Source organism: Kitasatospora sp. NPDC093550 (genome assembly GCF_044764985.1).
In the GTDB taxonomy this organism is placed as follows: Bacteria; Actinomycetota; Actinomycetes; order Streptomycetales; family Streptomycetaceae; genus Kitasatospora.
Map to the genome: position 1 here is coordinate 50,737 of NZ_JBIWJF010000010.1, position 22,509 is coordinate 73,245.

Consider the following 22,509-nt stretch of genomic DNA (forward strand, 5'->3'; position numbering starts at 1 on the left):
TTGCCCGTGGCCTCGCCCGCGGACGGGCGAGGATCGGGCGCGGGGTTCAACGGCCCTCCCCTGTGGGGCCGTTGGACCCCGCGCCCTGGTTCGGGTGGCCCTCGTTCTGACGGCCCCGGCGCGGGTGGGCCTCGTCCGGATGGCCGGGCAGCGGTCGGGCGGTCGGGCGGGCGGGTGACATCGGGGCCTCCAGGGGGTCCGGGTGCTCGGGGCGGCGGCGGCCGGGCGCCGGCGCGCACCCGCGTGGCGCGCAGTCCCCGTGACGCGCGACCCCGTGGCGCCGCCACCTCCGTACGGACCCCTGGAGGCCCGGAGAACCCTGGTCGGGCGGGTGTCAGCCGCGCACGGTGAAGTCGCCACCGGTCGTGCGGATGAACGGTACCGTGCCCTGGCAGTCCGGCACCGGCTGGCCGAGCGCCCCCCAGACCCAGCCGAGCCGGTCCCCGCGCCGGCCGTTGTCCTCCACGGAGATCGAGACCTTCTGGCCGACCACCTCCAGGCCCGGGAACCAGGGCGCCTCGCCCTTGGTGATCACGCCGGTGGCGATCGCCTCCCGCCCGCCGGCGCCGAGGCAGGTGATGTCCCCCTCGAACTCGGCGACCAGCCGTCCGTCGTTGTGCACGTGGCGGACGCGGAAGTGGCCGCGGGTGCCGCCCGGGTCGGTGTTGGTGGCGGCGCGGGCGTCGACCGAGATCCGGACCGGGTCGCCGGCGAAGTCGCGGAAGGCGGAGGTGAGGACGGTGTCCGCGGTGCCGCGCACGCTCACCGCCCCGAAGTCTCCTGCGGCGGCGGCCCGTTCGGCGCCCAAGGCCGGGTTGGCAGTGGCCGGTTCGGCAGCGGCCGGTTCGGCGGCGGAGGCCGGAACGGCGGTGGCGACCGTCGCGGCCAGCAGGAGGAGCGAGGCCGCGACGGTGGCGAGGCGACGGTTCATGGCGGTTCGTTCTCCTTCGAGGTGGTCGTTCCGACGGCTACGAGTCTGCTCCGGACGGCCCCGGGCGGGCCTCCCGCTGGGGAGGGGAGTCGGCCGCGACCCGCTCCCCCGGAGGGAGGAGCCCGGCCTCCCCCGGCAGAGCTGCCCGAGGAACCGGATCCCTCCGCCGGGGTTGCCCGAGCGGCGACCGCCCCGCCGGGGCTGCCCGTAGGCTCGGCCGGGCGCGCACCGAATCCCCGCCCCGCCGGGGCGGGCGCGCGAATCCGCCGGGGAGCGGCGGGCCCCGGATCAGGGGGGCATCAGGGGATCAGCGGCCCCGGCCGCCGCCGCGGGCGCCACGCGGACGGGTGAGGGTGAAGCGGTCGACGGGGACGAGGTCGCCGTACGGTCCGCTGACGGAGTAGTAGGTGACGTCGATCGTGGTCTGCCCGCCGCGTTCGCCCGGGTTGACGTCGAAGGACGCGAAGCCGTAGGGGTTGTCGGCGTCGCGGAAGGCGGACCAGGGGGCGTCCTCGACCACGTACACCGGCGGGCGTTTGCCCGTGGCCGGGTCGACGGCGCCGACGCCGGTGATGACGCGGGCCTTCGGGGGGTCGAAGAAGAGCTGGTTGGACGGGACGGAGGTGCCGCCGCCGCCGATCACCATGTGGACGGTGCCCTTGGTGGTGTCGATGGTCCGCGTGCCGGTGGCGACCGGGATCGGCGTGCGGGTGTCGGTCGGCTGCTGGCCGCGGATCGGGTGGGAGCGCTCGTAGTGGTGCTCGTGGCCGCAGACCACCAGGTCCACGCCGTACCTGTCGAACAGCGGTACCCAGGCCTCGCGGATGCCGAGGTCGGCGCCGTTGAACCTGTCGGCGGTGGAGATCACCACCTGGTGCATGCAGACCACGATCCAGTCGATTCCCGGGTCGGCGTCGGCGGCCGCCAACTCCCGCTCCAGCCAGCGCTGCTGGGCGCCGCCGGAGTAGCCGTGGACGTAGGAGTTGCCGCCGTCCTGGAGGGCCACGTCGTCGTTGTTGAGGCTGATGACGCGCACCGGGCCGGCCGTGAACGCGTACCAGAGGCCGTGCAGTTCGTCGTCCGAGCCGGACGCCGGGAGCTCGAAGTAGGCCTGGTACGCGCCGTAGCCGATCGGGCCGTTGCCCTTCTCGTTCTCGTGGTTGCCGGCCGCGGGCATCCACGGGCGGTGGCGGGCGGAGCGGGTGTTGTTCTCGAACCAGTCGGACCAGGTGCGGACCCGGTCGGTGGAGATGTTCGCGTAGCAGAGGTCGCCGTTGAGCAGGTGGAACAGCGGGGCGATCCGCTCGACCCCGGCGGTGGTGTCGCCGGCGGCGGGGCTGCCGAGGTTGTCGTTGGCGTAGCCGTTGGCGGTCTTCTTGCCGAGGGTGGGCGTGCCCTGGTCGCCGAAGCTGGTGAAGGTGAACGCGGAGCGGCCGCGCGGGGCGGTGCGGACGGTGCCCAGCTCGGGGGTGGCGCCGTCGTGGAGGGCGGCGTAGACGTAGTCCGTGTCCGGGTGCAGGCCGGTCAGCCGGGCGTGGTGCGCCTGGACCTCGGTGCCGGAGGCGGCGTCCCGGTAGGTGCGGGTAGCCGCCTGCACGGTGCGGCCGAAGCCGCCGTTCGAAGTACCGTACGTCACCCGGGGGTTGGCGACGGACCGGGTGGTGTGCCAGGACACCGCCACCTCGCGGGAGGCGTCCGAGCCGAACTGGAGGTGCAGACCGGCGACCCGAGGCGCGCCGGAACGACCGGGCCGCTGCCACAGCAGCGGGGAGGCGGCGGGATCGGCGGCCGCCGGGGTGGCCGCGAGGCCGGAGAGGGACACGGCGCTGCCGAGCCCGAGACCGGAGGCGCCGGCCAGGAGTCCGCGCCGGCTGACGGGGAGTCGTCCACGGGAAGCGTTCATGGCGGTCAGCTCACCGCACGGAGGTGAACCGCGTCGGGGCCGGCGCGTGAACTTTCCCGCCGGGGCGACGGGCGGGGGCACCCGCGGGGTGCGTGTCAGACTGCCGGGGTGACGAGTGCGAGCGCGGGTGCGGCGGGTGCGAACGGTGAGTCCCCGCGGGTGATCCGCACCCTGATCGCGGACGACCAGGAGGCCGTACGGCGCGGTGTGCGGCGGATCCTGGAGGCCCAGGCGGGCATCGAGGCGGTCGGGCAGGCCGAGGACGGAGCGGCCCGGGACGGCCGGGGTCGGGCCCGAGTGGCCGGTGCGGGAAGCCGACATGGACAGCGCGTCCACGGAACCGAGGGGACGTTCCGTGGACGCGCGGAACCTGCGAGGTGGGGGCGGCCTCCGGACTTGACGTCCTCCGGCCGGTAGTTCGATCGTCGACCGAGGTAGAAAACCAGCGGCAGACCCTGATCCGTCTCGATCTGTCGCCACTGCCTCCTGCGGTCGAACTTCCTTCAGCTACCTCGCAGGTCCATCTCCCATGATGCGCCTCGTAGGTCCGGTGCACCAGGGGTGAACGGCACGAATTCGGGCAATTTTCGCAAGTCGATCACCCGCGTCGGTCGCCGGGGCGCGGGGCGGGGCCGAAGCGGCCACTTCGGCCACTCCGGCCAGTGCGGTCATTGCGGCCACTGCGGTCACTGCGGCCACCCGTCCACGAAGCTCAGCGTCCGGTGGTACGGCCCCTGGGGCCCGGTGCTGCGGTAGTCCTCCGTGCTGCTGCCGGTGCGGACGGTGCGGTCGCCGTCGTGGCGCCGGGCGGTCGGGTGCAGGGTGTGGTCGACGGTGGAACGCTCGGTGACGTGGCCGCCGGTCGCCGCCGTGGTCTCGCGGTGGTAGCCGAGGTCCATGGCGGTGGTCTGGTCGGTGTTGCCGGCCGGGTCGTGGCTCACCCGGTAGCTCACGTCGAGCGGTTCGCCCTCGTGGACGGTGGTGGTGCGGTGCGGTCCGCCGCCCCAGGTCGAGGTGGTGCGGGTGAGGTCGGTGCCGTTGTGCAGGGTCACGTCGTTGCCGCTGTCGCGCAGTTGCTGGCCGGAGCGGAACGAGAGGTCGTCGCGCACCTCGGTGGTGATCCGGCCGTGCGAGGTCTGCACCCAGCCCCTGGCGAGGTCGTGCCGGGCGGCGGTGACCGTCCAATCACCGCTGCCGCCGCCGTGGTCGGCGAGCGCGGTGCCGACGGAGGCCTCGGGGGCGACCCGGTGGTCGGTGAGCTGCCCGGTGGTGCGGGCGCTGCCGTGGTCGACCTCGGCGAACAGGTTGACCTGGCCGGTCCACAGGTCGTTGCTCTGCGCCTCGGCCGCGTTCACCGTGACGCCGACGGTGTGCGGGCGGCCGTCCAGCAGCAGGCCGACGTACGGCGTGAGGTCGAGTCGGTAGGCGGGCAGGTCGAAGGCGAAGATCCCGGGGACGGGCCGCCAGAGCAGCGGGTCCCAGCCGCCGGTGTAGATCACCGGGTAGGGCCAGACCGCGCCGGCCACCCGGCCGTCCACGGTGAGCCGCAGTTCGCGGAACGGGCCCTTGCCGCAGAGGCCGAGACCGGGGTTGGCGGCGACGAAGGCGTCCGGCGCGGAGGCGTACGCGAACTCCTCGCAGGCGCCGCCGCCCCGGGTGTACACCTCGGCGGTGAGGCGTTCGAGGTTCTGCGGGAAGGTGAGTTCGCGCCCGGCGGCGGGGGCGGCCTGGGTGAGCCCGAACGGCCCGGTGGTGAGCAGCCGGTCGGCGCCCCGGGCGGCGGGCCAGCGGTCGTTCGCGGTGTAGAAGGTGAGGCTCGCGCTGACCGTGAAGACGCCGGTGTAGGTGGCGTCGGTGACGTTGGCGAGGTCGAAGGAGAACTCCTGCGGCCCGCCCGTGAACAGCGGGGCGTAGCGGGTGACGTCGCGCTCGACGTTCCACTCGATGCCGTCCTTGGACGGCTCGGGGGTGGAGGAGAGCAGCACCTGGACGCCGCCGACCCGGACGCTGAAGATCCGGTCGAACTGCCGCCCGGCGACCTGCCCGTGGAGGTCCAGGACCACCGCGGACCACGGGCCCGCGCAGTCGGCGGGCGGGGTGAGGGCGGCGGTGTACGGGGTGTCGGGCGGGTTGCCGTACCCGTTGCGGAACTCGCGCCGGTGCATCGCCTCGACGGTGCAGGAGCGGGTGTCCGGGCGGGTCAGCGGCCGGGTGGCGGTGACCGGGTCGTGGTAGTCGGTGCCGAAGTCGGCGCGGGCGGGGCCGGCGGCGGTGAGGGTGCCGGCCAGGGTGAGGACGGCGGCACCGAGTAAGCCGGCGGCGCGGCGGAGCAGCGGGCGTAGGGCCAAGGCGGATCCCCGGGGTCGGGCGGCCCGTGGCGCTGCCGCGGGCCGGAGGGATGATCCGGCATCCTTCCGGCGGTGGCATGCCAGCGTCAAGGGCGGTGGTGGCGCGGGGACGGGTACCGGCCGAAGGGGAGCGCTACGGCTGTGCGGGCGTCGCGGGGCGGCGGCTCTTCGAGCGCTGCCGGCCTACGGCTCTTCGAGCGCCGCCGCCTCCTGGCGGATGAGGTCGCGCAGGCTGGCCAGCCGGGGACGGCGGTCGTCCAGCCGCCACTGCATCTCCAGCGGCAGGGTGGCCCGCCCCTCCAGCCGTACGGTGGTTACGTCCTCGGTGAGGTGGCCGGTCATCGACCCGGGCACCAGTGAGAAGGCGCGGTTGCGGGCGAGCAGGTAGAGCCGGGAGCCGACGATCCGCGGCGGGCTGACCAGCACCGGCGGGTCCACGCCGTGGTCGCCGCAGAGGCCGAGCACGTGGTCGTAGTAGCGGGGGTGCTGCTCGCGCGGCCACAACAGCAGGGGCAGGTCCCGCAGTTCGGCCAGGTGCAGGCTGCTCCGGCCGGCCAGCGGGTGGTCCCGGCCGAGCGCGACCAGCACCGGCTCGTCGGCGATCCGCTCCAGCCGGTAGCCGCCCACCTCGTCCAGGAATCGGCCGAGGCCGACGTCGGCGAGTTCGGCGGCGAGCGTGGTGGAGACCTGGCCGGTGTCCACGGCGAGTTCGGTGGTGTCGAGTGCGGGCAGCTCCTGCTCGGCCCGGCTGACCACGGCGGGCAGCAGCCGGTTGACCACGCTCGGCGAGGCGACGATCCGGGCCGTGCCCAGCCGGGACTCCTCGTGCAGCCGGACCCGGGTCAGCAGTGCCTCGGCCTGCCCGAGCAGGCGCGCGCTCTCGGCGGCCATCACCTCGCCGGCCTCGGTGAGCGCGACGGATCGGCGGCTGCGGTCGAACAGCTCGACACCGACGGTCCGCTCCAGCCGGGCGACCTCCTGGCTGACCGTCGGCTGCGAGATGTGCAGCCGTTCGGCGGCCCGGCCGAAGTGCAGCGTCTCGGCGACGGTCAGGAAGACCTCCAGCTGACGCAAGGTGAGACCCATGCCCGTCAGGGTAGACGAAGGGTGGACGAACCCATAGGTGACGGCCTATCGGAAGCCCCAGGACTCATTCTGGTTTCCGATGCGAGCCGTCCCTACGCTGATCAGCGCGTTGCCCCACCGCAGTGGCATCTCACAGAGAGTTCGCATCATGACCGGACTTCCCCCCAGCGCCTCCGCCGCCTCCGCGCCCGCCGCCTCCGGCCGCCCTGCCGCGTCCGGGATCCGCGTCGCCGAGGAGGTCGTGGCGGCCCTCGCCGCGGGCCGGCCCGTGGTCGCGCTGGAGTCGACCATCTTCACCCACGGCCTGCCGCGTCCGCGCAACCTGGCCGTCGCGCTGGAGGCCGAGGCGCGGCTGCGGGAGGCGGGCGTCGTCCCGGCCACCATCGGCGTGCACGCCGGGGTGCCGACGGTCGGTCTGAGCACCGAGCAGATCACCGGACTCGCCGGCACCGACGGCCTGGACAAGGTCAGCCTGCGCGACCTGCCGGTGGTCGCCGCGCTCGGCCGGCACGGCGGCACCACCGTCGCCGCCACCGCCTTCCTGGCGCACCGCGCGGGCATCCGGGTCTTCTCCACCGGCGGTCTCGGCGGCGTCCACTTCGGCGCCTCGGAGAGCTTCGACGAGTCGGCCGACATGACCACCCTGGCGGCCACGCCGGTCACCGTGATCAGCGCCGGCGTGAAGTCGATCCTCGACATCCGGGCCACCCTGGAGCGCTTCGAGACCTACAACATCCCGGTCATCGGCTACCGCACCCGCAAGTACCCCGGGTTCTACGTCACCGACTCCGGCCACGAGATCAACTTCAGCGTCGAATCGCCGGAGGAGGCCGCGAAGGTGATCGACGCCCGCGACCGGCTCGACCTGCCGCAGGCCGTCCTGATCGCCAACCCGGTCGACCCGGCCAAGCAGCTGCCCCCGGAGGAGCTGGACGGCATCCTCGCCCGCGCCTGGGCCGAGGCGGAGCGCCGGGGCATCACCGGCAACGCGTCCACGCCGTTCCTGCTGGACCACATCCAGCGCGACACCGGCGGGCGCAGCCTGGAGGTCAACGTCGAGGTCTACCGGGGCAACGTCCGCCTCGGCGGGGAGATCGCCACCGCCCTGGCCGCTGCCGCCGGTGCCTCCGGGGCCGCTGCCGAGACCGGGGCCTGAGCCGTGCTGGGGGTGCTCGGCGACCTCGTCGAGGACGTCGTGGTCTGGGTCGACGGCCCGCTGCGGCACGGCACCGACTCCGACGCCCGGGTCTTCCGGCGGCGCGGCGGCAGCGCGGCCAACGTCGCCTGCTTCGCCGCCGGACAGTACCCGGCCCGCTTCCTCGGCTGCGTCGGGGCGGACGCGACCGGGGACGGTCTGGTCGCCGAACTGGCCGGCCACGGCGTGGACGTACGGGTCACCCGGCGCGGCCGGACCGGCAGCATCGTGGTGCTGATCGACCAGGACGGCGAGCGGACCATGCTGCCCGACCGGGGCGCCGCGACCCTGCTGGAGCGCGTGCCGGACGCGTGGCTGGCCGGGCTGACCCACCTGCACGTACCGGCCTACTCCTTCGACGGCGAGCCGGTCGGTGCCACCGCCGCGGACGCCCTCGACCGGGTCCGGCGGGCGGGCGGCACCACCTCGGTGGACGCCTCCTCCACCGGCATGCTGGAGCGGTTCGGACGGGAGCGGTTCCTCGCCCTGCTGGCCGGGTCGGCGCCCACCTTCCTGTTCGCCAACCGCTCCGAGTCCGCCTTCCTCGGGCTGCTGGTGGACGGCCTGCCCGGGCCGGAGCGCGGCCGGCTGGCGGCCACCACGGTGGTCACCAAGTCCGGCGCGGAGGCGACCACCGTCGACGTGCCCGGCGAGGCGCCGTTCACGGTGCCGGTGCCGCCGGTCGCCGAGGTGCGTGACCTCACCGGCGCCGGTGACGCCTTCGCGGCGGGGTTCCTGGCCGCCTTCCTGGGCGGAGGGGGCTCGGATGCCGGGGACCTCCGGCGGGCGGCCGGGCTCGGACACCGCAGTGCCGCCCGGGTGTTGGCCGCGCCGGGGGCTTCCTACGACGAGGGGTGACCCTCCGTCGGCTTCCGACGGCCTTCGACGCCCCCGGCGGCATCCGGCGGGTTCCGACGGGTTCCGACGGCTTCCGGTGACGCGCCGACGGGCGGCCCCGGTTGCGCGGGTGCGGTCCGTCGGCGCCGGACGGGCGCTACCGCAGCGCGTCCTTGCGGAGGAAGCGCTTCAGCCGTTGCCACGTCCAGGTGTTGACCACGTCCTCGGCGGTGAGCCAGCCGCGCTGCGCCGTGCCGATGCCGAAGCGCGGGTAGGCGAGGTGCGGGGTGGCGTGCGCGTCGCTGTCGACGCTGAACCGGACGCCGTGCCGCTTGGCCCGCAGGACGTCCTCGTCGCGCAGGTCGAGCCGTTGCGGGGAGCTGTTGATCTCGATCGCGGTGCCGGTGCGCGCGGCGGCCCGGAACACCGCGTCCAGGTCCACGTCGATCGGGCCGCGGCTGCCGATCCGCCGAGTGGTGAGGTGGCCGATGACGTGCACGTACGGGTTCTCGCAGGCGCGGATCAGCCGGCGGGTCTGGGCGGCGCGGTCGAGGGCGAAGTGCGAGTGCACGGAGGCCACGCAGACGTCGAAGCCGGCCAGGAACTCGGGCGGCCAGTCCACGCCGCCCTCCGGGTCGATGTTGAGTTCGGTGCCGTGGAGCAGCCGCATCTTCTTGTGCCGGTCGGCTAGTTGTCGCAGCCGCTCGCGCTGGGCGAGGATCTTCTCGTCGGTCATCCGCTGCATCACCAGGTTCGGCGCGTGGTCGGTGACGGCGAAGTAGGAGTAGCCGCGGGCGGCCGCGGTGTCGGTCATCTCCTCCAGGGTGGCCAGCCCGTCGGTCAGGTCGGTGTGCGTGTGCAGGTCGCCGCGCAGGTCCGATTCCTGGACGAGGTCCGGGAGTTCACCGTTCAGCGCGGCCTCGATCTCGCCCCGGTCCTCGCGCAGCGGTGGTGCGATCCACGGCAGGCCGAGCGCCGCGTACACCTCGTCCTCGGTCTCCGACACCACCTTGGCGCCGCCGTCCACCTCGAACAGGCCGTACTCGGAGAGCTTCAGCCCGGCCCGCACGGCCATCGTGCGCAGCTTGATGTTGTGCGCCTTCGAGCCGGTGAAGTAGACCAGCGCGGCCCCCCAGTCCTCCTCCGGGACGACCCGCAGGTCCACCTGGACGCCCTGGGTGGTGCGCACCGAGGTCTTGGTCGTCCCGCTCCCGATCACCTCGGCCACGTACGGGAGTTCGGTGAGCGCGGCCATCAGCGGGGCGGAGTCCTCGGCCGTCGCGAGCACGTCGATGTCGCCCACCGTCTCGCGCATCCGGCGCAGCGAGCCGGCGTACGCGCAGCGGGTGCAGCCGGGGACGGCGGAGAGCGCGGCGACCAGCTGCTCGGCCAGCTCGGTGGCGGTGTCCAGCAGGCTCCGGCCGCCGGACTGCCGCATCAGCTCGATGCCGTGCAGGATCTTCTCCCCGCTGCGCTCCCCGAAGCCGGCCAGATCGGCCAGCTTGTCGGCCCGGACGGCCGCGGCCAGCTCGTCCACCGAGGAGATGCCGAGGTCGCGGAAGAGGGCGAGGGCGCGCTTCGGGCCGACGCTGGGGACGGCCATCATCTCCCGTACGCCGGACGGGATCTCGGCGCGCAGGGCTTCCAGGGCGGTGATGCCGCCGGTGGCGAGGTACTCGGCGATCTTCTCGGCGGTGGACTTGCCGACGCCGGGGATCTGCTGGAGACCCTTGACGTCCAGACCGGCGATGTCCTCGGGATGGCCGCCGACCGCGCGGGCCGCCTTCTCGTAGGCGCGGGCCCGGAAGGCGTCCCCGCCGGTGATGTTGATCAGGTCGGCGTACTCCTGGAGCAGCTCCCTGACCTGGTCGTTGAGCCGGGGCATGGGGCAAGTCTAGGTTCGGCGGGGCGGGTTCGCCGGGTGGGTGGGGGCGGTGTGCGGCGTGTGGGCGGTGTGGGCGGCCCCCGGGCGTGCGGGCGGGCGGGTGCGTTCGGCCGGTCCTTCGCCGCCGGTCCTTGGCCGCCGGTCGGCCCGCTGCCGCGGTCGCCCCGCTGCCGCGGTCAGTCCTGGGCGATGGTCAGCAGCAGGACCACGGTCAGTCCGCCGCCGGGTGTGGCCTCGACCGCGAGCCGGCCGCCGGCCGCCAGCACCAGGCTGTGCAGGGCCGGCCCCACCGGGCCGTCGGGCCGTACGCCCGCGAGCAGCCGGTCGCGCGCCTCGGGGAGCTCGTAGGCGCCCCGGTCGGAGATCCGGATCTCGACCCGGCCGCGGCCCCGCCCGTGCGCACGGCCGGGTCGGCCCTGCCGCGCGGAGGCCGCCCGGCCGGGGGTGCGCCACGCGGACGGGCCGTTCGTCACCTCGGTGCGGACCAGGACCCGGCCGCCCGGCGGATTGCGCCGGATCGCGTGGTCGACCAGCCCGGCGAGGGCCGCCTCCAGCCGGCGCGCGTCCCCGGCCACCACCGGCAGTCCTGGAGCCGTCCGGACCGTGACGGCCGCGGCCCGGCCGCCGCCGCGCACCACCCGGCGGACCACGTCGGCCACCTGGACGTGCCGGGCCGTCGGCTCGCAGCCCGCCTCCCGGCCGGTCCACCGCAGCCGCTCCAGCTCCGTCCGGGTGAGCGCCCTGGGCGCGGCCATGACGCCGGACTGGAACGCGCCTGGGCCCTCCTCGACCCGGCCGGTGACCGGTCCGCGCGCGCGTCCGGACCCGGTGCCGCGGCCCGTGCCGCCGGTGCCGCCGAACGCGGCCAGCGCCCGGGCCCCCGACGCCACGTAGCCCCAGAGCCTCCCGCGTGTCATCGCCCTGCCCCTCGTACCTCACCGGCGGCCGTCATCCGTTCCGCGGCCGACCGGGGCGGGCCGCGTCGCGGACCCTTCTGACAGCCTGCGCCTCGCCCGCCCGGGTGACAATCCCGCTCCCGGTCGCGAACTCGACCGCGGCCCCCGCCGAGCGGCGGACGGGCACCCGCCGACCGGCGGGGCGGCGCACGGCCGGGACTCCGGCGGACCGCAGGGATCCCTTCGCAAAAAACCCTTTGCAAAGGTCTCTTTGCGGTTCTAGGATCCTGCCATGACCGAAGACAGCGGCTGGAAGCACAGCGACGACCCGCACGTCGTCATCACCGCCAAGGGCATGCGCGCGATGGCGCACCCGGTGCGGATGCAGCTGGTCGGGCTGCTGCGCAAGCACGGCCCGTCCACGGCGACGAAGCTCGCCGCGCAGCTGGGGCTCAACTCCGGAGCCACCAGCTATCACCTGCGCCAGCTGGCCGCCGCGGGCTTCGTCGAGGAGGACCGTGAGCGCGGCAACGCCCGTGAGCGCTGGTGGCGTTCGGCCCAGCGGCTCACGGTCTGGACGGGGGACGAGATGGCGGACGAGGAGCCCGACGCGGCCGTCGGCTTCCTGCGGTCGGTCCTGGCCGCGCACACCCTGACCGGCCAGCGCGCGCTGGACGCCTTCGAGACCATGCCGCGGGAGTGGCGCCGGGTGACGGACTTCAGCGACCTGATCCTGCAGCTCACGCCCGCAGAGACCGAGCGGCTGGCCGGCGAACTGTGGGAGGTCGTCGGGCGCTACCGCCGGATCGACGCCGAAGGGCCGGCCCCGGAGGGCTCCGAGCAGGTCTCGGTGATCCTCCACGTCCTGCCGGATCCGAGCACCACCACCGAGGGGGAGACCAGATGAGCACCGCCGCCGCCGTACCACCGCCCGTGCGCAGCCTCCGGCCGCTGGCCGGGGTGCTGACCGCCACGGCCGTCTCCGTGACCGGGACGCGGGTCTCGGCCATCGCCCTGCCCTGGTTCGTCCTGGCCACCACCGGCAGCGCCACGATGACGGGCCTGGTCGCCTTCGCCGAGATGACGCCGTACGTCCTGGTCAAGGCCCTGACCGGGCCGGTGGTCGACCGGCTCGGGCCGCGCGTGGTGTCCTGGACGACGGACGCGGTCAGTGCCGCCGCGGCCGGGCTGGTGCCGCTGCTGCACGCCCAGGGGCTGCTGCCGTTCTGGGCGCTGCTGGTGATGGTCGCGGTGATCGGCGCGATGCGCGGGCCGGGGGACCTGGCCAAGTCGGTGATGGTCCCGGAGGCGGCCGACCGCGCCCGGGTGCCGATGGAGCGCGCCACCGGGCTGTCGGGCGTCACCGAGCGGTTGGCCTCCACGCTCGGCCCCGCGATCGGCGGCGGGCTGGTCGCCCTGATGGGACCGCTGGCCGGTCTGGCGGTCAACGCGGTCTCCTTCGCCCTGGGCTCGCTGATCATCGCCCTCGCGCTGCCGCGCGGGATGGGGCGCCCGGCGGTCCCGGTGGCCGGGCCGGCGGGCGGGAAGCCGGCCGAGGGGGAAGCCGAGGGGGCACCGGGCGCCGGGTACTGGCGGATGTTCCGGGAGGGCTTCGCCTTCCTGAAGTCCGAGCCGCTGCTGCTCGCCGTGATCGTGATGGTCGGCATCACCAATCTGCTCGACGCCGGCTTCACGACCGTCCTGGTCCCGGTCTGGGCGCACGAGTCCGGCAACGGCCCGGCCGCGATCGGCCTGAGCGCCGGGGTCATGGGGGCCACGGCCGTCGTGGGCAGCCTGATCGCGGCGGCCGTGGCCTCCCGACTGCCCCGCCGGACGGTCTTCTTCGTCGGCTTCGTGCTGTGCGGCGCGCCCCGCTTCCTGGTACTCGCCCTCGGCGCGCCGATGTGGGTCGTGCTCACCGTCTTCGCGATCGGCGGCTTCGGCTCCGGCTTCCTCAACCCGATCCTGGGCGCGGTGCTCTTCGAGCGGGTGCCCCGCCATCTGCTCGGCCGGGTCCACGCCCTCGGCGATTCCCTCGCCTGGGCCGGCATCCCGCTCGGCGGCCTCCTCGCGGGTGCGGCGGTGGCCGTGGTCGGCCTGATACCCAGCCTGATCGCGGCCGGTGCGCTCTACTTCGTCACCACGACGCTGGCCGGCCTCCGGCCGGAGTGGCGCGACATGGACCGCCTTCGCGGTCACGCGGCCGGTGCGGGCAGCCAGGGTGGGACGGGCGGCACCGTCGAGACGGGCGGCGGCGGGGAGACGGGCGGCACCGCAGTCGGGCGGGAGGCGGCGGATGCCGAGCCGGAGTGGGCACCGGTGCCCTCGTAGGATTCCCCGAGCCGTTCAGCGGGCCGGTCGGGCGGCCCGTTCCCCGGTCTCGCCGACGGGGGCGCCGCCCGCCCAGTGCAGGAGCAGCAGACTCGCCAGCGCGGCCAGGGCGCACCACGTGGACACGAAGGCGAGGCGCCAGAGCAGGGCACAACCGAGGGCGCCGACGCCGGTGACGAACCCGAGGCGACGCAGCAGGCGGTCGCCGCTCGCGAGGAGGGAGCCGACGGTGGCGAGGAGGTAGCCGGCGAGGAGCAGCGCCGGGTGCGGAATGCCGACGGCATAGCCGAGGGTGTGGCCGTGCGGGGCGGCGGTCACCGGACGGGAGGCGACGGCTGCGGCGAGCGGGACGGCGACGGCGACGCCGAACAGGGTGAACCCGGCGAGAGCGCGCCGACGCGGCCCGGTGGTCGCGCACCACACCGCCGCCGGGACCAGCACGGGCAGCAGCGGGAGCGCGATCACCGCCCAGGCGGTGCGGGCCGCCCCGGCGAAGCCGGCCGACAGGTCACCGTCCGTGCCGAGCCAGACCAAGGCCTCGATCAGCTGGTGCAGGCCCAGCACCAAGGGGAGTGCGGCGAGCGGTAAGCGCTCCGGCAGGCCCGCCCGGTGGGCGCGGACCAGGCACGCCACCCCGACCGCCACCACCACCCCGCCGACCACGGCGTCCGCCTGCGCGCTCCAGCACATCGCGGTCCCTAGTCGGGCTTCCCGGTCTTCCCGGTGTTCCGGGTCTTCCCGGGTCGGTCGTCGGGCCTGGCACCGCCGGCCTCGTCCTCGGCTCGGCCACCGGACCTCCGGTCGGACCGGTCACCGGGCTGTTCGCCGCTCCCGTCCCTGCTCCCGTGCCCGCTGCCGTCCCCGTCGCCTTCCTCGGACCCGTCCTCCGGCGCCGCCCCGATGCTCTCCAGGGTGTCGCGGACGGTCCCCGGCATCGCCGGGTGGCGGCCGATCACGATCACCCCGATCACGATGGCCAGGAACCCGGCGGACTGCCAGGCCAGCGCGGCCGGGGTGACCCGCAGCCGGTCGCCGAGGAAGCCGACCGCGCAGGCGATCCCGGCCAGCGGCTGGGCGGCGGTCAGCGCGGGCAGTGACATCCGGAGCGGCGCGGCCTCGAAGGCGCTCTGTACCAGCAGCAGTCCGACCACGCCTGCCACCACCACCGCGTACGGCTGCCAGCTGCGCAGCACGGCGGACAACCCCTCGTGGTCGAGGCGCTGGGTGGTGGTCCGGGTGAGCGCGTCCTGGAGGCCGTAGAGCAGCCCGGCGGCCAGCGCCAGCAGGGTGGCCTCCTCGAACAGCGGCAGCCGCCGGGCCATCGACACCAGCAGCAGGACCAGCCCGACCACCGTGCCGACCACCAGCCAGTGCCGCAGCTCCCCGGCGGGCGCCCCGCCGCCCGTCGGCTGGCCGGCCACGATGAAGGCGGTCACCCCGAGGCCGAGCAGCAGCACCCCCGCCCAGCCGGAGCGGCCCAGGGTCTGACGGGTCAGCACCCGGGCGAGGGCCATGGCGAACAGCAGATTGGTGGCCAGCAGCGGCTCGACCAGGGACACTTCGCCCTGGTTGAGTGCGAACGCCGAGAGGATCAGCCCACTGACCATGAACCCGGTGCCGAGCAGCCACTGGGGCATCCGCATCAGGTCCAGCAGCAGCCGCCAGTGCAGGAGGTCGGCACGCGGGGCCCGCTGCGCCGCGTGCTGCTGGAGGACGAAGCCGAGTCCCAGACAGCAGGCCGCGCTCAGGGCGAGGAGGAAGACCACCACGGAGGGACCACCAGGTTGTCGCTGCCCGCGCCGCGCCGAAGGGCCGGGGTGGGCCGGCGGTCGCGGCCGCTTCCGTCAGCGTACCGCCGGGGCGGCGGCCGGGCCGATCGGACGCCGGGCGCGGGCGCGACGCGGGGTGCCGCACGACGGCTCCGACCCGGGGACTTCCGCAGGCCACGGAGGTGCGGCCGCGGGCACCCGCATGGCCGTGCCCCGGCGCCGTCCGCCGCGCTTGCCGCTACCGGCGGGGCAGGCGCACGCTGGTGTGAGCGGCCGCACGGGCCACCGTCCGTGCCGGTCCGAACAGGCGGCGACGGGGGCGCGCGCCAGGAGGTGTGGCATGCACAACCAGTGGGACGTGGAGCTGACATTCGACGAGGACGGCGTGCACACGGCGTGCGACGCCAGGCTGACCGGCGCACGGGCGCCGGGCCTGAGCGCGCACGGCGAGGCCGTGAAGAGCGCCGACGACCGTCCGCTCGCCAGGATCGGCGAGGAGGTCGCGGCCTCCCGCGCCCTGGAGGAGCTGTCCCGCAAGCTGCGGGCCCAGGCCACCGGGGAGATCGACGACGAGGGGCACCGCCCGGGGTACCTGATCTACTGACCGCCGCACCCGAGGTGCCGGGGTCACCCGGGGCTCGCCTACCAGGTCGGGAACGGCGTACGGCAGAGCCGTTCCGTCGCCGGGCGGAGCGCCTCCTGCCAGGCCCGGAAGACTTCGGGCTCCTGGGCCGCGAGGTGCTCGACGCAGTACTCGCGGTCCACGGCCGCCACGAAGGCCCGCTCGGCCGCCGTACGGCCCGGGTGGGTGCTCCGCCCGACCTCGGCCGCCACCTCCGACGGCGTCACGGCGCCGGCGGCCAATCGGGCCGCCAGGCGGTGGAGCACACAGCGCTCGGTGGTGCTCTCGTCGGGTAGGCCGACGTCCAGCTCGCCCAGCACCATCGGGAACAGCTCCGCGTTGCCGTCACTCCGGGAGAGCCCCGCGAGTTCGCGCAGCGCGGGGGAGTCCGCCCGGGGGCGGTAGCAGGAACGCCGCATTCCCGGCGCCCTCGCCCTGCGTCAGGTGATGGACCCACGGGATGTGGCGTGGCTGGACGGTGGGGAGATGGGGGACGAGCAGCGGCTCTACGAGCAGCTGAGCGTCCGGCTCCGGCTGCCGGCCTACTTCGGGTGGAGCTGGAACGCCCTCACCGACTGCCTGCGTGACCTGGCCTCCTTCAACACGCTGCTGCTGTAGGGCGCGGTGGGCGACACCCGTCGTCGGGCCGTGCCGGGCCGGGGCGTTCAGGCGCGGGTGGGGGACAGGAAGTCGACGAGTCGCCGGTTGACCTCGGGGGCGGCGGCCATCGGCAGGTTGTGGTGGGTGGCGTCCGGGAGGACGGCGACCTCGGCCGACGGGAGGGTGCGCCGGGCGGCCGCGGCGACCCGGGCGGGGTCGTGGGTGCGGCTCCGGGCGGCGAAGAGGGTGAGGACCGGGGTGGTGAGGGTACGGAGGCGCGCGGGGGTGGGCCGGGGGCCGGTGACCACGCGGGAGGCGGGGAAGTCGGCGTAGCCGAGGGCGTAGAGCTCGCGCCAGTCGGGGTCGAGGTGGGGGCCGCCGCCGGTCTCCCAGTCGAGGAAGGCGCGGGCGCGGGCCGGGGTCCGGCCGGGGAGGAAGAGGGGGAGCGCGCGCAGCAGGTAGCCGGGGCGGAAGCCGGCGAAGCACTGGGTCGGGTCGAGCAGGGCGAGCCGGCCGGCCCGGGCCGGGGCGTGCAGGGCGTACTCCAGGGCGATCCAGCCGCCGTACGAGTGGCCGCAGAAGTCGGCCTCGGCGACGCCGAGTTCGTCGAGGACGGCGTCCAGCCAGCCGAGCAGTCCGGGGAGGCCGGTGAGGGCGGTGCCGTCGTGGACGCTGCGCCCAGGGTCGCCGATGAGGTCGACGGCGAGGACGCGGTGTCCGGCCCCGGCCCAGGCGGCGGCGTTGGCGAACCACATGGTGGAGGTGGCGCCGCCGCCGTGCAGGAGGACGAGGGGGCGTCCGTCGTGCGGGCCGCAGGCGTTGATCCGGGTGGTGCCGTGCACGGTGCGGACGGTCAGGGTGTCGACCGGGACGGGCCAGCGGGCCAGCAGGGCGTCGTAGGCGGCGAGGAAGGGGGCGGTGCGGGCGGACGTGACGGCGGACATGACGGGCCTCCGCGGGTGTGGTGTGATGGCGTGCGGAAACACTCGCTCGGCGAGTGTCACGGCTGGCGAGTATCTTGTTCCATAGGTATATCGCTCAACGGGTATCTCGTCGAGCGAGAGAATAGTGAACACGGGTCTGCCCGGGGAAGGACGACAGGATGTCCGAGGTCGAGGAGCCGATGCGGCTGGTCCACCTGCTGCGCGGCCTGACGGTCGAACTGGACCTGTTCGGGGCCGAGTTCGCGTCCCGCAACGGTCTGCATCCGACCGATCTGCGGGCATTGATCCACCTGCTGGACGCGGCCCGTGCCGGGGAGGTGGTCACCCCGGGGCGGCTGGGCGAGGCCCTGCACCTGAACTCGGCCGGTACCACCGGCCTGGTGGACCGGCTGGAGCGGCTCGGGCTGATCCGCCGCGAACGCGACCCGCAGGACCGGCGCAGGGTGCGGCTGCTGGTGGAGGACCGGGCGATGGAGCTGGGGCAGGGGTTCTTCGGCGGGCTGATCGGCGATCTGCTCGCGGCGATGGGGCGGTTCGACCCCGCCGAACTGGCCACGGCCCGGCGCTTCCTGGAGGCCATGACCAGGGTGGTGGCCACGGCCAGGCAGGACGCGCGGGCGTAGCCGCGCGCCCGTACGGGAGCGGGGCTACGCCGGGCCGAGGGTCCAGCTGATCACCGAGAGCGTCGCCATCGACACCAGCGTCGACCAGAGCACCGCGTCGCGGGCGAGTTGGGTGCCCTGCCCGTACTCGCGGGCGTAGGTGTACACGTTCTGCGCCGTGGGCAGCGCGGAGAACAGGACGACGGTGAGGAGCTGGTGCGCGGACAGGTGGAGCAGCGGGCCGGCCACGGCGAGGGCGACCAGCGGCTGGACCAGGGTCTTGACGGCGACGGTGAGCGCGACCTCGGTGCGGAGCGAACGGCCTTCCGCCGGTGGGCGGTTGTGCAGCGAGATGCCGAGGGTGATCAGGGCGGTCGGGACGCCGGCGCCGCCGAGCAGCTCGCAGGAGCGGTTCAGCTCGGCGGGCAGGTGCAGCCCGGCCGCGGAGACGACGGCGCCGAGCGCGGTGGCGAGCAGGATCGGGTTGCGCGCCGGGAGGGTGAGCAGGGCCCGGCGGCCGGCCGCGCCGCCGTCCAGCACCGCGAGCACGGCCGGGGTGACCAGGAGGATCTGGAACAGCACCACGGGGGCCACGAAGGAGGCGTCGCCGACGACCTGCACGGTCACCGGGATGCCCAGGTTGGCGGAGTTGACGTACCCCGAGGCCATGGCGCCGATGGCGAGTTCGCCGGGCTTGCGGCGGAAGAGCAGGCGCCCGGCGAGCAGCCCGAGGCCGGTCGCGACGACGGTGCCGGCGGCGAAGGCGAGCATCGACGGGTTGGCGAAGCGCTCCAGCGGGGTGCGGGCGATCATCAGGAAGAGTGCCGCCGGCATCGCCACGTGGAACACGAACCGGTTGAGCACCGCCTCGGCGTGCGGCCCGAGGAGTCCGGTGCGGCCGACGACGTAACCGACGCCGGTGAGCGCCCAGATCGGAGCGAAGCCGGACAGCAGCGGATGCAGGGATGGCATGGTTCCTCGGATCGCTCGGACGGGTCTGCCGGATGCGACGGGGATCGCCCGCCGGGGGCGGGCCGACTCCCGGGCCGGTGGACCCCTCGAAGCCGTGAACCCCCGGGGCAGTAAACCAGTGGCCGTCGACGCGCCGATCACGGGCCTAGGATGAGCCGTTGGGGGAAGCCAGGGGTGAGCGACGGTGAGCAAGGGGTGAGCCGATGGACCAGCAGTACCTGACCCTGTCCGAGGTGGAGGTCATCGCGCGCGGTGCCCACCGGGGGCAGGTGGACAAGAACGGCCACCCGTACGGCGAGCACATCGCGGCGGTCGCACACGGGACGGCCGCCCGTGGCGGCAGTGAGGCGCAGATCGCGGCGGGCTGGCTGCACGACGCCGTCGAGGACGACCGGTTGAGCCGGGAGTGGTTGGCGGCGGCCGCGCTGCCCGAGGAGACCAAGGCGATCGTGGAGGCGCTCACCCGGCGCCCGGAGGAGCCGGTGGAGGAGTACGCCGCACGGATCCTGGCCACGCCCGGGGCGCTGCTGGTCAAGCGGGCCGACCTGGCCCACAACTCCGACCCGGCCCGGCTGGCCTCGCTGGACCGGGCCACCGCCGAGCGGCTGACCGCGAAGTACGCGCGGATGCGCGAGCTGCTGGGGCTGACCGGCGAGCCGTGAGCGAGCCGTGAGAGAGCCGGGGGCACCCCGGGTTCCCGGGGCAACCCGGGGACGGCTCCGTCCGGGGTGGGCCGAAGGCCGCCGGGACGGAGGAACCACGAGAGGGCCCGGGCCACGCGGATCGCGCGGGTCCGGGCCCTCTCGGGCACCCCGGTGGTCCCTGTCCGACCCCCGGGGTGAGGGGAGTGGTCAGGGGGCGGGAGGGAGACCGTGAGCCGACGGGGTCGGCTTAGTACCAGTGGTGGGTCTGCCAGAAGGCCCACGCGGCGTTCGGGCTGCCGTAGCGGGAGTTCATGTAGTCCAGCGCCCACTTGATCTGGGTCTTCGGGTTGGTCTTCCAGTCGGCACCGGCCGAGGCCATCTTGGAGCCCGGCAGCGCCTGGGCCAGGCCGTACGCGCCCGAGCTGGCGTTGGTCGCGGTCACGTTCCAGCTGGACTCGTGGGAGATGATCTGGCTGAACGAGGCCAGCTGGTTCGCCGGGACGATCTGGGCGGCGATCGCCTGCGGGGAGGCGGTGGCGGCGTTGGCGGTGGCGGGCAGCACGCCGGCGCCCAGGGCGGTCAGACCGGCGGCGCCGGCGAGAATCGCGGCCGAAGTACGCATACGGAGCTTGAAAGCGGGCATGAAGAACAGGACCTCAATCAGGTTGGGCCGGGTCACGCCCCGCCCAGGACCACGGACGGCCGGACAGGGGCCGTCACGGTCACGGGGCGTGACTCGGCAGTAAGCCGTTCACCGGCGGGACAGGAGCCGGTGCGGCTGGCGACGAGAGCCATTGTTGCCAGACCGGATCGGGGGTCGCCAAGACCCCCTCGTTACGACCGGCGGTCGTACGCCGGCGGTGGCCGTGGATTCGAAGGGGAGCCGTCGCGGGAGCCCGTCCACCTGGTCTGACCTGCGCGAACTCCGGGGAGGTCGAGCCGGCGCGAAGGGGGTGGCGGGGTCTACTACGGTCCGTCGTGGCCGTCGATTCCGTGTGAGTGCACTCACCGTTTGAACCGGCGGGGCCGTCACCCGGGGGCTCGGCGGCAGCACTTTGGGTACAGACGATCAGCGCCGCGCTGAGACCGGCGCCACACCGCTGGACGGGTGTGCGCCGAGGGCCGGCGCGGATGTGCGGGCGGTCGCGTCCGGACCGGGGCCCGGCATGTCCCTAGCGGAGATCGCCGAGTCGTCGGTGGCGAACCGCCCGGGCGGCGAGCAGTTCCGCGTGGGGCGCCGCCGCGAGGGCGCCGAGCGCCGTACCGACCGCCCGTCCGAGCCGGCCGCAGAAGGCCTCCGGCTCCTCTGCGGCGTCCGGCAGCTCGGGGACCACCTCGTCCACCAGCCCGACCGCCGCCAGGTCCCGCGCCCCGATGCCCTGCGCCCGGGCCAGCTCGGCGGCGTGCTCGCCGTCCCGGTGGACGATCGCCGAGGCGCCCTCCGGCGGCAGCGGCGCCAGCCAGGCGTGACGGGCGGCGAGCACCCGGTCGGCCGGGAGCAGCGCGAGCGCGCCGCCGCCCGAGCCCTGGCCGAGCAGCACCGCGAGGACGGGGGTGCGCAGCGCGAGCAGCGTGGTCAGGCAGTGCGCGATCTCCACCGCGATGCCCTCCTGCTCGGCCCGGGCGGACAGCTCGGCCCCGGCCGTGTCCACCACGGTGACCAGCGGCAGCCCGAGCTCCTCGGCCAGGCGGGCGGTGCGTCGGACGGCCCGCAGATCGGGGGCGGTGAAGGGGCGCTCGTGCTCCGTGGCCTGCCGCTGCTGGCCGACCACGAGGACGGGCCGGCCGCCGAGGACGGCCAGTGCGCGCACCAGGGCGCCGTTCCGGCCGCCCGGGGCGTCCAGCAGCACCAGCTCCTCGGCCGTGTGCCGCAGGAACTCCCGGGTGCCCGGGCGGTCGGGGCGGCGGGTGCGGCGGACGGAGTCCCAGGCGTCGGGGCGTTCGGCGTCGGGGTGTTCGGGGCCGGGGGCGCGGTGGGCGTCGGTGGCGTCGGTGGAGTCGGTGGCGTCCGCGTGCTCCGGGGAGGAAGAAGGGGTGGCCGGGGACGTCGCGGGGGCGCCCGGGGCAGGGGGCGGCGGTGTCGTGCCGAGGACGGCGAGCGTACGGCGGAGCAGCTCGCGCAGTTCCTGCGGCGGGACGACGGCGTCCACCAGCCCGTGTGCGGCCAGCGTCTCGGCCCGCTGGACGTCCGGCGGCAGCTCGACGCCGCGCAGCTCCTCGTACACACGCGGGCCGAGGAAGCCCAGCCGGGCCCCCGGTTCGGCGAGGACCAGTTGGCCGAGCGTGCCCCAGGAGGCGAAGACCCCGCCCATGGTGGGGTTGCGCAGGTAGGTGAGGTAGGGGAGGCCGGCCGCGCGGTGGGCCTGGACGGCGGCGGTGATGCGCAGCATGCAGAGGAAGGCCGCGGAGCCCTCCTGCATGCGGGTGCCGCCGGAGACCGGCAGCGCGAGCAGCGGCAGCCGCTCGGCGGTGGCGCGCTCGACGGCCCGGGTGATCCGCTCGGCGGTGGCGACGCCGATCGAGCCGCCGAGGAAGCCGAACTCGGAGGCGACCAGGGCGACCGGCCGCCCGTCGATCCGGCCGAGGCCGGTGAGGACGGCCTCGTCCAGGCCGGTGCGCTCGCGGGCGCGGTCGAGCGAGGCGCGGTACGCGGGGTCGGCGGGCGCGGTGGCCGGCGGCTCGTCCCAGCCGCGGAAGCTGCCCGGGTCGACCAGCAGGCCGATCAGCTGGTGGGCGGTCAGTGCCGTCGGCGCGGTCCGCGGGCTCGGTGGCGTCGGTGTGCTCGCGGTCGTCCGCGGGCTCGGAGTCGTCCGCTCGGCGCTCGGTTCCGCTGCCATGTCCACCCCGTCAGAGCTCGTTCCGACCCGCCATGATCCGTCACTCTATGCGGACCTCCCGTGGCTCGGGGAGGGAGGCCGGGCGCTCGTCGGGTGGGGCCGGAGGG

20 protein-coding genes and 1 pseudogene are annotated in these 22,509 nt (G+C 74.9%); 8 read left to right on the forward strand and 13 right to left on the reverse strand.

Annotated elements, in window-relative coordinates; translation table 11 throughout:
• Nucleotides 1-334: 334 nt before the first annotated feature.
• From ACIRD3_RS17915 to ACIRD3_RS17930, 4 genes are all read right to left on the reverse strand, one after another.
• On the reverse strand, nucleotides 335-931 hold the full coding sequence (locus ACIRD3_RS17915) for a hypothetical protein (protein ID WP_402217185.1): 597 nt from the start codon (nucleotides 929-931) through the stop codon (nucleotides 335-337).
• A gap of 307 nt (nucleotides 932-1,238) precedes the next feature.
• A complete protein-coding gene (locus ACIRD3_RS17920) occupies nucleotides 1,239-2,834 on the reverse strand; it encodes a purple acid phosphatase family protein (protein ID WP_402217187.1) in 1,596 nt (531 codons plus the stop codon).
• A 686-nt stretch (nucleotides 2,835-3,520) separates the two neighbouring features.
• The gene (locus ACIRD3_RS17925; protein WP_402217189.1) at nucleotides 3,521-5,182 is read right to left on the reverse strand and encodes a peptide-N4-asparagine amidase; all 1,662 of its coding nucleotides are present in this window, start codon (nucleotides 5,180-5,182) and stop codon (nucleotides 3,521-3,523) included.
• Between the two features lie 183 nt (nucleotides 5,183-5,365).
• A complete protein-coding gene (locus tag ACIRD3_RS17930; protein ID WP_402217192.1) occupies nucleotides 5,366-6,268 on the reverse strand; it encodes a LysR family transcriptional regulator in 903 nt (300 codons plus the stop codon).
• A gap of 148 nt (nucleotides 6,269-6,416) precedes the next feature.
• Between ACIRD3_RS17930 and ACIRD3_RS17935 the strand changes: the two genes are divergently transcribed.
• Nucleotides 6,417-7,424, forward strand: a complete 1,008-nt coding sequence (locus tag ACIRD3_RS17935) for a pseudouridine-5'-phosphate glycosidase (protein ID WP_402217194.1) — start codon at nucleotides 6,417-6,419, stop codon at nucleotides 7,422-7,424.
• Nucleotides 7,425-7,427: 3 nt separating this feature from the next.
• Nucleotides 7,428-8,321: a carbohydrate kinase family protein gene (locus ACIRD3_RS17940; RefSeq protein WP_402217196.1), complete on the forward strand. Its 894-nt coding sequence runs from the start codon at nucleotides 7,428-7,430 to the stop codon at nucleotides 8,319-8,321.
• A gap of 136 nt (nucleotides 8,322-8,457) precedes the next feature.
• On the opposite strand, the gene polX is transcribed toward ACIRD3_RS17940, so the two are convergent.
• Nucleotides 8,458-10,185: a DNA polymerase/3'-5' exonuclease PolX gene (gene polX, locus ACIRD3_RS17945; protein ID WP_402217198.1), complete on the reverse strand. Its 1,728-nt coding sequence runs from the start codon at nucleotides 10,183-10,185 to the stop codon at nucleotides 8,458-8,460.
• A gap of 176 nt (nucleotides 10,186-10,361) precedes the next feature.
• Entirely contained in the window at nucleotides 10,362-11,102 is a 741-nt protein-coding gene (locus tag ACIRD3_RS17950; protein WP_402217200.1) for a hypothetical protein, read from the reverse strand.
• 271 nt (nucleotides 11,103-11,373) lie between these two features.
• Between ACIRD3_RS17950 and ACIRD3_RS17955 the strand changes: the two genes are divergently transcribed.
• Together ACIRD3_RS17955 and ACIRD3_RS17960 are read left to right on the forward strand one after the other, a co-directional pair.
• Nucleotides 11,374-11,988, forward strand: a complete 615-nt coding sequence (locus ACIRD3_RS17955) for a helix-turn-helix domain-containing protein (RefSeq protein ID WP_402217203.1) — start codon at nucleotides 11,374-11,376, stop codon at nucleotides 11,986-11,988.
• The gene (locus ACIRD3_RS17960; protein ID WP_402217206.1) at nucleotides 11,985-13,412 is read left to right on the forward strand and encodes an MFS transporter; all 1,428 of its coding nucleotides are present in this window, start codon (nucleotides 11,985-11,987) and stop codon (nucleotides 13,410-13,412) included. Before ACIRD3_RS17955 ends, ACIRD3_RS17960 begins: the two co-directional genes overlap by 4 nt.
• 15 nt (nucleotides 13,413-13,427) lie before the next feature.
• Here the strand turns inward: ACIRD3_RS17960 and ACIRD3_RS17965 are convergent, their stop codons facing one another.
• Both ACIRD3_RS17965 and ACIRD3_RS17970 read right to left on the reverse strand, forming a co-directional pair.
• The gene (locus tag ACIRD3_RS17965; RefSeq protein ID WP_402217209.1) at nucleotides 13,428-14,102 is read right to left on the reverse strand and encodes a DUF6629 family protein; all 675 of its coding nucleotides are present in this window, start codon (nucleotides 14,100-14,102) and stop codon (nucleotides 13,428-13,430) included.
• Nucleotides 14,103-14,341: 239 nt separating this feature from the next.
• Nucleotides 14,342-15,181: pseudogene (locus ACIRD3_RS17970) on the reverse strand (DMT family transporter); the annotation flags it as partial.
• Nucleotides 15,182-15,521: 340 nt separating this feature from the next.
• Here ACIRD3_RS17970 and ACIRD3_RS17975 point away from each other — a divergent pair.
• Entirely contained in the window at nucleotides 15,522-15,785 is a 264-nt protein-coding gene (locus ACIRD3_RS17975; protein WP_350524766.1) for a dsRBD fold-containing protein, read from the forward strand.
• A gap of 38 nt (nucleotides 15,786-15,823) precedes the next feature.
• On the opposite strand, the gene ACIRD3_RS17980 is transcribed toward ACIRD3_RS17975, so the two are convergent.
• Complete coding sequence (locus tag ACIRD3_RS17980; RefSeq protein ID WP_402217212.1) at nucleotides 15,824-16,222, reverse strand: hypothetical protein; 399 nt, start codon at nucleotides 16,220-16,222, stop codon at nucleotides 15,824-15,826.
• A gap of 28 nt (nucleotides 16,223-16,250) precedes the next feature.
• On the opposite strand from ACIRD3_RS17980, the gene ACIRD3_RS17985 reads away from it, so the two are divergent.
• Complete coding sequence (locus ACIRD3_RS17985) at nucleotides 16,251-16,421, forward strand: barstar family protein (protein WP_402217214.1); 171 nt, start codon at nucleotides 16,251-16,253, stop codon at nucleotides 16,419-16,421.
• Nucleotides 16,422-16,468: 47 nt separating this feature from the next.
• On the opposite strand, the gene ACIRD3_RS17990 is transcribed toward ACIRD3_RS17985, so the two are convergent.
• The gene (locus ACIRD3_RS17990) at nucleotides 16,469-17,347 is read right to left on the reverse strand and encodes an alpha/beta fold hydrolase (RefSeq protein WP_402217215.1); all 879 of its coding nucleotides are present in this window, start codon (nucleotides 17,345-17,347) and stop codon (nucleotides 16,469-16,471) included.
• Between the two features lie 158 nt (nucleotides 17,348-17,505).
• On the opposite strand from ACIRD3_RS17990, the gene ACIRD3_RS17995 reads away from it, so the two are divergent.
• Nucleotides 17,506-17,970, forward strand: coding sequence for a MarR family winged helix-turn-helix transcriptional regulator (locus ACIRD3_RS17995; RefSeq protein ID WP_402217217.1), 465 nt, complete (start codon nucleotides 17,506-17,508; stop codon nucleotides 17,968-17,970).
• Nucleotides 17,971-17,994: 24 nt separating this feature from the next.
• Here the strand turns inward: ACIRD3_RS17995 and ACIRD3_RS18000 are convergent, their stop codons facing one another.
• Complete coding sequence (locus ACIRD3_RS18000; RefSeq protein ID WP_402217220.1) at nucleotides 17,995-18,921, reverse strand: AEC family transporter; 927 nt, start codon at nucleotides 18,919-18,921, stop codon at nucleotides 17,995-17,997.
• 203 nt (nucleotides 18,922-19,124) lie between these two features.
• Between ACIRD3_RS18000 and ACIRD3_RS18005 the strand changes: the two genes are divergently transcribed.
• A complete protein-coding gene (locus ACIRD3_RS18005; protein WP_402217223.1) occupies nucleotides 19,125-19,583 on the forward strand; it encodes an HD domain-containing protein in 459 nt (152 codons plus the stop codon).
• Nucleotides 19,584-19,812: 229 nt separating this feature from the next.
• Here the strand turns inward: ACIRD3_RS18005 and ACIRD3_RS18010 are convergent, their stop codons facing one another.
• The gene (locus ACIRD3_RS18010) at nucleotides 19,813-20,187 is read right to left on the reverse strand and encodes a transglycosylase SLT domain-containing protein (RefSeq protein WP_402217224.1); all 375 of its coding nucleotides are present in this window, start codon (nucleotides 20,185-20,187) and stop codon (nucleotides 19,813-19,815) included.
• Nucleotides 20,188-20,737: 550 nt separating this feature from the next.
• Entirely contained in the window at nucleotides 20,738-22,402 is a 1,665-nt protein-coding gene (locus ACIRD3_RS18015; protein WP_402217227.1) for a carboxyl transferase domain-containing protein, read from the reverse strand.
• Between the last annotated feature and the right edge of the window lie 107 nt (nucleotides 22,403-22,509).